The following is a 9,684-nucleotide window of genomic DNA, read 5'->3' on the forward strand; positions in this document are numbered from 1 at the left end:
TTTATGTAATTTATATTAATCTTTATTCATAAATTCTCTAATCTTGCGATCTTCCCAATCTTTACCTAAAAGCGGATTATAACCATAAGCTTCCATACCGTGCATTACAAGTCCAAACCCCCAACCAAGCGTTGGAAAAACAACCCATGGAAAACTTGTAGTTCTATAATTAAGATACGCTAAACAAGGAATTATGATAACATAAGAAATTACATTACTATAAAATCCCTTAATTTTTTCTACCTTTTCTTTTGCTTTTAAATAGCGTTTATCTTCTATATAATTTTCTTGTGTTTGCATAACTGAAATTTGTTTTGTTAACATGGGTAATTTTACAATAAAAACATCCTCTGTTTTATTTATACTCACTTTACGATCTGATATCAATTGATACCGCTGTTGAATATTTGTTAACCCTACTCCACTACTCTTTTTTAATACTTCTTTAATCTGTAAATTATTTTCAACTACCAATTGCCCACCTTCTTCGTAAATTTTTATAGTTAACGGATTCTTAGAATTTACAACATTGTGTTTTACTGCATTTTCTAGTAACAATTGCAATGCTAATGGTACTACTTTAGCTTCAGGATTACTCGCCTTCTCCGGAACGCTAAACACAATACTATCTTCAAATCGCATTTTTAATAAGCTCACATAGGTTTTAGCAAATTTTAATTCTTCATCTACACTTATAAGCTCTTTATTCTTTTGTTCTAACACATAGCGATACACCTTTGACAATGCCGTTGTAAAGTCTTGAGCGGCATCAGGGTTTTCATCAATTAAACTCGTTAATACATTTAAACTATTGAATAAAAAATGCGGATCCAATTGGTTTTTTAAGGCATCGAATTGAGCTGAAGCGGTACCTGCAATAATTTTCTGTTCTGTTACTTTTTCCTTTTGTGATTTTTGATAAAAATAAACCGCATGAAAAAAAATGCTTGCTACAACAGTAATGATAATACAAGTAAAATAAAACTTACCATTACTTAACTCTTCCGTATAAAATTCTGTAAACCCCTCTCCTTTTACAGCCATTTCTTGAAACATTCTCAAAAAAACAATGGCAATCATTGTCAACACAACACCTCCTAGACTGCCAATTAGCATCCTATATCGGCCATATTTTTTCCACTCAATCTTATTCAAATACCCAAAGAAACTTGAATTTACAAAAGTTAATATTATAGAATACATTTGATAATATCCGAAGGCAATTAATAGTTGATTATTAAAAGTAATTGAATACCCTGATAATACTCTAAAGATCATATCAATAACCATTATCAGAACACCAATTATAAACCCAATAAATATTACTTTTCTATATTCAGACATTTTTTATCTTTCTAATTAATCCCTGTTTTTACTGTTGCCAAGTCACTTTTATAAGAATACTGTTCGTAGTTGGCACCTTCTTAAAATTTAATAGTTAAATCTAATGATTTATTTTCAACTGTAAATTTAGCAATATCAAAAGTGGGAGGTCCCATTAAAACAGGATTATTAGACATACCCCAATCTTCTTTTGGCATTCCGTTTTCATCATAATCAAGTGTATCGTTATTATTACTATCGTGATAACAAATAATAGCATATTCGCCTGGAGCTACATTTTTTAACTCAATTGAGGCTACACCTTCTTTTATGGAACTTATTTGCCCATCTAATGGAGCTTTCATAAAAGTAGCTTTGTTATATAATGCAAAACGTAATACACCTTTATCACTAGTAACATTTGGCACTTTTACAGTAAGGGTTATCCCTTCAACTTCATTAGTACTTTCTTCGGTACTTCCACATGTTTTTAGTACTTCTAACACTCTATCTTTACCCCAGTTTGGATGAAATTTAGATTTAGGTTTAAAATTATCATACATAGCAACCGTTGCTTTTAATCGTTTACAGTACGGACTTAAATCTTGATTAAAGAACTGAGCTCCGCCCATTTCAAATTCTACCAAACCACTTTGTGCTCTTGGGTTAATTTTATCTAATGCAATGGCTTTTTGATAGAAACCAGTTGTTTCTGGTGTTAAACTTGCACCATATGTCATAGGGTCCATTACAATTTTAGCCACATTAATAAATGCTTTTAACACATAAATTTCTGAATTATCTGGTGAAATAGCAGCTGCTTTATCAGCAAATTCTGCAGCAGCCTTTAAATGGGTAGCTACCTTTTTTTTGTCTTTCATTTCAAAAGTAGTTCTGGCTTTTAATAAGGCTAAATTATAATAGGGTAACCAATTTTCGGTTTCTACTTGAGCGATCCGTTCAAAAGTATTGGCGGCTTCATCATTTTTATTTTCTGACATTAGCATGTACGCTTTTTGCATGCCTTGTTCAAATTTTGTTTGTGATGTTATTACTTGACTTACTAAGAAAATTACGAGTACTGTTACGAGTCTGATCATGATTATTTGTTTTTAGTTATTAATTACCCTTCAAAAGTCCATAAAAAGAAAGGTGTTTAAAAAAAGTAATGACCCAATTGTATTTTTTTAAGGATGAATTGTTAAATTAGTTGAATTAATAAAAAGAAGGTATTAACTCAAATCCTAAAGCAAATCAAAATCATTAATTATGAATAAGCGGTCATTAATAATTGTAATTGCCTTAAGTATTACTCTATTTTCTTGCAGTGTGACAAATAATGTAAAGAAAAAACCTAACATTATTCTTATTATGGCGGATGACATGGGTTACGAATCTTTAAGCACCTACGGTAATTCGGAATATAACACGCCTGTTCTTGATAAAATGGCTTCAGAAGGTATTCGATTTGATAATTGTGTCTCTCAACCTTTATGTACACCATCAAGAGTTAAAATAATGACTGGGCTCTATAATTATCGTAATTATGATTTTTTCGGACATTTGGCTTCGGACCAATATACCTTTGGTAATTTGATGCAAGATGCGGGATACTCAACCTGCATAGCTGGAAAATGGCAATTAAACGGATTGAATTATAAAGACAAAATTACGGATTGGAATGACAATACCAAACCTAATAAATTTGGCTTTGAAGAATATTGTTTGTGGCAATTGACAAAAAAAGGAAATGAAGGTGGTAGGTATGCCAACCCCTTAATTGAACAAAATGGAAAAATTCTTACAACAGAAGAGGTAAATTACGGTCCTGACCTATTTTCTAATTATATATTAGATTTTATAGAAAGAAAAAAAGACAAGCCCTTCTTCATATATTATCCTATGGTATTGGTTCATGATCCGTTTGTGCCCACACCTGATTCTGAAGCGTGGAATGATAAAGATAAACGGTACAAAAACGACACTACTTATTTCAAAGATATGGTTGTATATACAGATAAAATAGTAGGAAATATAGTAGATAAGCTCAAAGAACTGGACATAGATGATAACACGATTGTTATTTTTACAGGTGATAATGGCAACCATCCTACAATTTTTACCAAGACAAAGAATACAATTATACAAGGTGCAAAAGGCAATACCATAGATGCCGGTACACATGTACCGCTAATTATATCTTGGCCTAAAGAGATTAAAAAAGGACAGGTATCCAAAGAACTCATTGAGTTTAGCGACTTTTTTGCCACATTCTCAGACATTGTTGCAAAAAAAGTAACAGCTGATGGAAAAAGTTTCTACCCTTTATTGACAGGAAAGGAATATAATGGAAGAAAAACCGCTTTTGTTCATTATGACCCTAAATGGGGTCAAAATGTAAATCGATATAGAAATCAATTTGTAAGAACTGTTGACTATAAATTATACCCAGATGGAAAGTTTTTTAATTTAAATAATGATAAGTTAGAAAAGATGCCATTGGCAATTGATTCATTGACGGTGAATGAAAATACAATAAAAACAACGCTAGAAAGTGAGTTAAAAAAGCATCCAATTTGGCTTAAAAACGAATGATATTAAAATTTTGTTTTTTTAAGAATTAATTCTTGGCATAACTTTCTCCATAAAAAACGACCTTCGTTTAATATTAGATATAAAAAATTAAAACGATTTCATATCCACTTGTTGGGTGTAATTACGAGAAAAACTGAATTTAATGAATTCAAATCGTAAATTTATTTCTAAAATAACTGAAGATGAAAATAAAAAAATAAGGATTTGAATCGTCGATGAGTGTATTGATTCTGATATAAATTCACACCTACTTCAGAGAAATGGAATTTTAAAGAACATTTCTAATCAAGGGCATTTAATTGAGCGAAAATTAAAAGATCCATATAAATGGACTGATAGTGGTGAAATAGCGGAGTTTGTAAAAATTGGTCTCAAAAAAGCATTTTCAATACCATTATTTTGCAGTAAACACGATAGTGAGATTTTCAAATCAATTGAAACATCTCCTTTAGAGTTTAATGATTATAAAGCACAATTACTTCTGAGTTGTAGAGTTACTTTAGCATAAAGTAGAAAAAAGGAAATTTTAATTGATATTTTTACAAAGATTTTAAATTCAAAAGAAATAAAATTTCACAAAAGAGAAAATCAAGAAGCATTTGTAACTGGAACTCAATATGGAATTAATGATTTAAATATTTTTAAAAAATTAATTGAATCTGAAATTGAAAATCCAAAAGACAATTTTCATTTTGAGTATTTTGAGTTACCTAAATTTGAAGTTTATGCTTCTGCAATATTTAGTCCTCCTAAAACCTTTTCTTTTGGTTCTACCAATCCTAATAAACCTTACGAACAGGGTTTTATACATATAATTCCATTAGAAGATGGATTGAAAGTAATAGCAGGTTATCACAAGAATTATGTAAATCGCTATATTAAAAGGTTTGTGAAAGATTGGAGAAAAGCTAATAAAGAAAATTTCAGTGAGAGATTAATAGGAGTGTTTTGTAGAAATATAGAAAATTGGGGAACTTCTCCAAATATGTATAAATCGATGACATCAGAAAATATTAAGCTATTCAATAAGTATTTTTATTTGAGTGAAATTTTACCGAATTTTATGGTTCCAAAAATTGATTTATTCAAATGAAAAACATGACCATTGCGTGAAATACATGCATAAAATAGATTTCAATATGGATGTAACTATAAAACCAGAGCATTAAATACTTATCTCTTAGTTACGGAGTTTTTCTACTTCAGCAAAGGTGGCTCTATACTTCCGTAAATTTTGTTTTACAATATGTTTAGACTCTGATGACAACTCGTTTAAAATATCCATTCCTTTAGCTTGTTTTCCATTATCAAGTAATAATTTGGCATAAGCCAAACGCTCTTCATAATTGGCAAAACTACTATTAATTTGTTCTAACTCTGGTTCTGCTTCATAAAACCGACCTGCTTTTACCAAAGCCTTTCCATATAAAAATTGTGTATTCGACTTTTTAAATTCACCATGACTTTCAATATTTTCTGCATACATTATCACTTTTTTATAATTGTCCACCTTATCATATGCTTTAACCAATTGCTTTTGCGTATAAAAGTCATTTTGAAATCTACCTTCCAATGCTGATTCATACTGTATAATAGCATTTTCAAAGTCGTTTATTTCAAAATAGGCGTCTGCTAAATCTATTTTATTTTGAAAAGTATCAGAAAATTCCAGTTTTGCTTGTAAGTCTTTTACTTTTTTGGTGGGATTGATAATTGCAGTTATTCCATCAGTAATTAATTCAGCATCACGTTTGTTATATACCTGCGTTATTAAGTAAACGATGCTACCTAATATAGGAACAAAAAGAATAATAAAAATCCAATAATATTGGTTTTTATTTTTAAGTAAATGATAAATACAAAAAATTTGTAAAGCGACAATAATGTAATAATACATAAAGAAGAATTATAGATGCAAATTAATAAAACAAACAGTATAAACCATTAAATAATTAAGTCCATTTTATATTCTTAGTCGCATTCTGAAAGAATTGGCTTAAAAATATTTTAAAGCATAATTTCTTACCATACATCAATGCACAGATTTTTTTTTCTAAGTTATTTTGTATTAAATAAATTATTAACATATAAAATATAATAAAATGAATTGGAAAATAGATAACACACATTCAGAAATTACATTCAAAGTAAAACATATGATGATTTCAACAGTAACAGGTTATTTTGAAAATTTTGATGCAACTATTAATACAAATGATGAAAGCTTCGAAAACGCATCTGTAGAATTTAATGCTAAAATAAATTCTATAAACACAAAAAATAAAGATAGAGATACACATCTTAAATCTGATGATTTTTTCAATTCGGAAAAATTTCCAGAAATGAAATTTATTTCTAAATCATTTGACGGACAACAATTAATTGGGGATTTAACTATAAAAGATGTTACTAAAGTAGTTCAATTAGATGTTGATTTTAATGGTATAGCGGTTGACCCTTATGGACAAACAAAAGCAGGTTTTGAAATAAGTGGAGACATCAATAGAAAGGATTATAATCTAACTTGGAATGCAGTTACGGAGGCAGGGAATATAGTCGTTTCTGATAAGGTGAAAATAGTAATTGATGCACAATTCATAAAACAAGTCTAAGATTTAGAATATAAACTTTGTGGTTATTAATTTACTGTAATAAGCTATAAAAGCAATAACGGTTTGAGTCTCTACTCAAACCGTTTTGTATTTAATTAAGTATATTGTTATCCGAAAATTAGAGTGTTATAATCAACTACTGTTTTATACAAAAATGTTGGGACTAAATTCCAAAATGAAAAAAATAACCTACATCTTAATTGCTTTTTTCTTAACAAGTTGCTTTTCTGAAAGTAACAGTACTTTAAGTACTGATAATTTAATTAATGAAACATTTAATAAATCAGAAATTAAAGACTTACAACATATTTTGGACTTTTTTAATAATGAAATTTGTAATTCAAATTATGGGAACATAAATGAATGTTATCTTAATTATTGCTTAGAAATTATTACACAATTTGAAAAAACTGGCACTTTCAATTCTAATCTAAACTTTGAAAAACAGCGAAAATTATATAGCAAAATTGATAATAATACTTTCAACGAAATATGGGTTTTTCAAAAAAATTTACCACTTAATGAAAGAAAAGATACTTTGAAAAATCTTGAATTAAATTACGAAGGAAAATATAGAAATTTTTTAAACGAATATGGAAAAGAAAATATAGAAATTAAAAAATATGATGAAAGTTATAATGTCTCTGCAGGCTTATCACCTTCTATGTTTGCTGAAATGGCTGAAAATTATGAATTATTTAAAATTACTAAACTAAAAACTAAATTGGTAATAGCAATACATTATATGACATTGAATGATCAAAATTGGAGGAATGAAAAATATTAACACTAACGCCTAACACATAACTGAGATAAAATATAAATAAACAATTAACTATATTTCTTATATTTGAGATGTATGGTTCATAGTAATTATACACTGACGTTGTAAGTAATTAGACAAACCATTAAAATAAATTGGAACATTTTATCAATAAAATAAAAAGCAGTCTAGATCTAACTTCGGAAGCGGAAGAATTTCTTTATTCCATATCGAAAGAAAAAACTATTTCAAAAGGAGAAGTTTTAATCCGACAAGGACAAACTGTAAAGAAAACATATTTTGTTTCAGATGGATGTTTAAGGTCTTTTTGCACCGATAAAAGTGGTAAAGAACACACCTTACAGTTTGCAATTAAAGACTGGTGGATAAGCGATTTTATTGCCATCTATAACAATGAACTTGCAAAACTAACAGTAGAGTGTATTAAAGAATCTAAAGTGATTGAATTTAACGCATCTAAATTAAACAATATATATGCTCAATTTCCTGAATTTGAAGCTTTTCAAAGAAAAAATTTAGAACAGCATGTGGTGAGTCTCCATAAAAGAATTTTAAATCAATTACAATTAACTGCTAGAGAGAGATACGACTTATTCGTAGAGCAATACAAGGACATTGAGCAGTACACGCCAAACTATCACATTGCATCTTATTTAGGTATTACACAACAAAGCTTAAGCCGTATAAGAGTTGAGAGAGCAAAAAACTAGTTTTCTTACCATAGGGTTATTTTTTTGAGGCAACAGTATTCTAGTTTTGTATTAAATTAATAAATACAAAAAATTATGCTTAAAAAAATATTAGGAATTGCTCCCAAATTAGAGTCAGATGGTTCGTTTAGCCCATCAAAATTAGCCATTAAATTAGGTACGGTTGATAAAACAGATTATGAAAAAATTTCATACACTAAATATCAAGGTAAGAAATCTAAAATCTTAGTAATTTTCACAGAACAAAAAAACTTAAAAATGAAAAATGGTAAATTGTTTTCTACAGGAAATCATCCTGTGGAGGCCTTATTGCCCATGTTACATTTAAAAAATGCAGGTTTTGAATTTGAAATAGCTACACCAACTGGGAAGCCAGTCGTGTTCGAAATGTGGGCTTTTCCCGAAAAAGATGAACATGTGAAAGCCATCTATAATGACTACAAATCTAATTTTGAAAAGCCTAGTAAGTTACAAGATTTTGTAGATAATTCATTAACAGATTCGGCATCTTATGCAGCAGTTTTTGTTCCCGGAGGACATGGAGCTATGTTGGGTATTCCAGAAGATAAAAACGTTGGTAAAATATTGAATTGGGCACATCAAAACGATTTGTTTACCATTACACTATGTCATGGACCAGGTTCATTATTAACAACAACACTTAATAACCAGAAATTTTTATATGAAGGATACAACATAGCTGTATTTCCTGATTCCGTAGATAAACAATCGCCTATGATGGGATATTTACCAGGACAAATGCCTTGGGGTTTAAGTGAAAAATTAAAAAGTTTGGGAGTTAATTTGATGAATACAAAAATGGACAAAACAGTATGCGTAGATAGAAAATTAATTACGGGAGCAAGCCCCTTGGCTTCAAATAATTTAGGAAAACTAGCAGCAGAAACTTTATTAAAAGAATTAAAATAAATATATGGAATTATTAGATAAATTAAATTGGCGTTATGCTGCAAAAGCAATGAACGGCAAAAAAGTACCTCAAGAAAAAGTAGATAATATTATTGAAGCGATATCACTTGCTCCAACATCGAGCGGATTGCAACCTTTTGAGGTCTTTGTAATTACGAATCAGAAAGTAAAAGAAGAAATCAAACCTATTGCATGGAACCAATCCGTAATAACTGATTGTTCGCATTTACTAGTATTTGCAGCTTGGGACACGTACACAGAAGATCGAATAAACAAGATGTTTGATTTAACTAATACGGTTAGAGGGTTTAAAAATGAAGGTTGGGAAAACTACCGTCAAATGTTATTAGGTAGTTACCCACAAAAGGATGCTGAAGAAAACTTTAATCATGCAGCAAAACAAGCATATATTGCTTTTTCACAAGCGATTGCAGCTGCAGCGTTTGAGCAAGTAGATGCTACTCCATTAGAAGGATTTGACCCTTCAGCTTTGGATAAAATTCTAGGGTTGAGAGAAAAAGGATTAAGAAGCTGTGTAATGTTGCCAATAGGTTATAGAGATACTAAAAACGATTGGTTAGTCAGTCTAAAAAAAGTAAGAAAAAGTAGAGAAGATTTAATTACAGTAATTGATTAGATAAAAAACTACTTACAATCGAGTGGATGGCTCCGCCAATAATTGACGGAGTGCACCCCTCACACCACCGTACATACGGGTCTCGTATACGGC

At 29.7% G+C, this 9,684-nt stretch carries 9 protein-coding genes; 6 read left to right on the forward strand and 3 right to left on the reverse strand.

From position 1 onward, the window contains the following. Positions 1–15 precede the first annotated feature (15 nt). Complete coding sequence (locus tag D3P13_RS12245; RefSeq protein ID WP_117882786.1) at positions 16–1,344, reverse strand: 2TM domain-containing protein; 1,329 nt, start codon at positions 1,342–1,344, stop codon at positions 16–18. Between the two features lie 80 nt (positions 1,345–1,424). Continuing rightward, positions 1,425–2,423 carry a DUF2141 domain-containing protein gene (locus D3P13_RS22225; protein WP_232829179.1) on the reverse strand — a complete coding sequence of 333 codons (999 nt, stop codon included), beginning with the start codon at positions 2,421–2,423 and terminating at the stop codon, positions 1,425–1,427. 169 nt (positions 2,424–2,592) lie between these two features. Here D3P13_RS22225 and D3P13_RS12255 point away from each other — a divergent pair, with 169 nt between their 5' ends. Beyond that, positions 2,593–3,918 (forward strand): sulfatase-like hydrolase/transferase, encoded by a 1,326-nt coding sequence (locus tag D3P13_RS12255; protein ID WP_117882788.1) that lies wholly within the window; start codon positions 2,593–2,595, stop codon positions 3,916–3,918. Between the two features lie 1,180 nt (positions 3,919–5,098). On the opposite strand, the gene D3P13_RS12265 is transcribed toward D3P13_RS12255, so the two are convergent. Next, entirely contained in the window at positions 5,099–5,815 is a 717-nt protein-coding gene (locus D3P13_RS12265) for a hypothetical protein (RefSeq protein WP_117882792.1), read from the reverse strand. Positions 5,816–6,020: 205 nt separating this feature from the next. Between D3P13_RS12265 and D3P13_RS12270 the strand changes: the two genes are divergently transcribed. The 5 genes from D3P13_RS12270 to D3P13_RS12290 all read left to right on the forward strand — a co-directional run bounded on the left by D3P13_RS12270 (position 6,021) and on the right by D3P13_RS12290 (position 9,591). Beyond that, on the forward strand, positions 6,021–6,530 hold the full coding sequence (locus tag D3P13_RS12270; protein ID WP_117882795.1) for a YceI family protein: 510 nt from the start codon (positions 6,021–6,023) through the stop codon (positions 6,528–6,530). 175 nt (positions 6,531–6,705) lie between these two features. Next, positions 6,706–7,317 carry a hypothetical protein gene (locus tag D3P13_RS12275; RefSeq protein ID WP_117882797.1) on the forward strand — a complete coding sequence of 204 codons (612 nt, stop codon included), beginning with the start codon at positions 6,706–6,708 and terminating at the stop codon, positions 7,315–7,317. Positions 7,318–7,448: 131 nt separating this feature from the next. Next, positions 7,449–8,024, forward strand: a complete 576-nt coding sequence (locus tag D3P13_RS12280; RefSeq protein WP_117882799.1) for a Crp/Fnr family transcriptional regulator — start codon at positions 7,449–7,451, stop codon at positions 8,022–8,024. 75 nt (positions 8,025–8,099) lie between these two features. Continuing rightward, on the forward strand, positions 8,100–8,954 hold the full coding sequence (gene hchA / locus D3P13_RS12285; RefSeq protein ID WP_117882801.1) for a glyoxalase III HchA: 855 nt from the start codon (positions 8,100–8,102) through the stop codon (positions 8,952–8,954). Between the two features lie 4 nt (positions 8,955–8,958). Further along, on the forward strand, positions 8,959–9,591 hold the full coding sequence (locus tag D3P13_RS12290) for a nitroreductase family protein (RefSeq protein WP_117882804.1): 633 nt from the start codon (positions 8,959–8,961) through the stop codon (positions 9,589–9,591). Positions 9,592–9,684 lie beyond the last annotated feature (93 nt).

Source organism: Aureibaculum luteum (assembly GCF_003449015.1).
GTDB lineage: Bacteria > Bacteroidota > Bacteroidia > Flavobacteriales > Flavobacteriaceae > Aureibaculum > Aureibaculum luteum.

What these genes read in the sequence shown, in the direction of transcription:
- D3P13_RS12255 (WP_117882788.1), top strand. Translation starts at nt 2,593, where the DNA reads ATGAATAAGCGGTCATTAATAATTGTAATTGCCTTAAGTATTACTCTA.
- D3P13_RS12275 (WP_117882797.1), top strand. Translation starts at nt 6,706, where the DNA reads ATGAAAAAAATAACCTACATCTTAATTGCTTTTTTCTTAACAAGTTGC.
- D3P13_RS12290 (WP_117882804.1), top strand. Translation starts at nt 8,959, where the DNA reads ATGGAATTATTAGATAAATTAAATTGGCGTTATGCTGCAAAAGCAATG.
- D3P13_RS12265 (WP_117882792.1), bottom strand. Translation starts at nt 5,815, where the DNA reads ATGTATTATTACATTATTGTCGCTTTACAAATTTTTTGTATTTATCAT.
- D3P13_RS22225 (WP_232829179.1), bottom strand. Translation starts at nt 2,423, where the DNA reads ATGATCAGACTCGTAACAGTACTCGTAATTTTCTTAGTAAGTCAAGTA.
- hchA (WP_117882801.1), top strand. Translation starts at nt 8,100, where the DNA reads ATGCTTAAAAAAATATTAGGAATTGCTCCCAAATTAGAGTCAGATGGT.
- D3P13_RS12270 (WP_117882795.1), top strand. Translation starts at nt 6,021, where the DNA reads ATGAATTGGAAAATAGATAACACACATTCAGAAATTACATTCAAAGTA.
- D3P13_RS12245 (WP_117882786.1), bottom strand. Translation starts at nt 1,344, where the DNA reads ATGTCTGAATATAGAAAAGTAATATTTATTGGGTTTATAATTGGTGTT.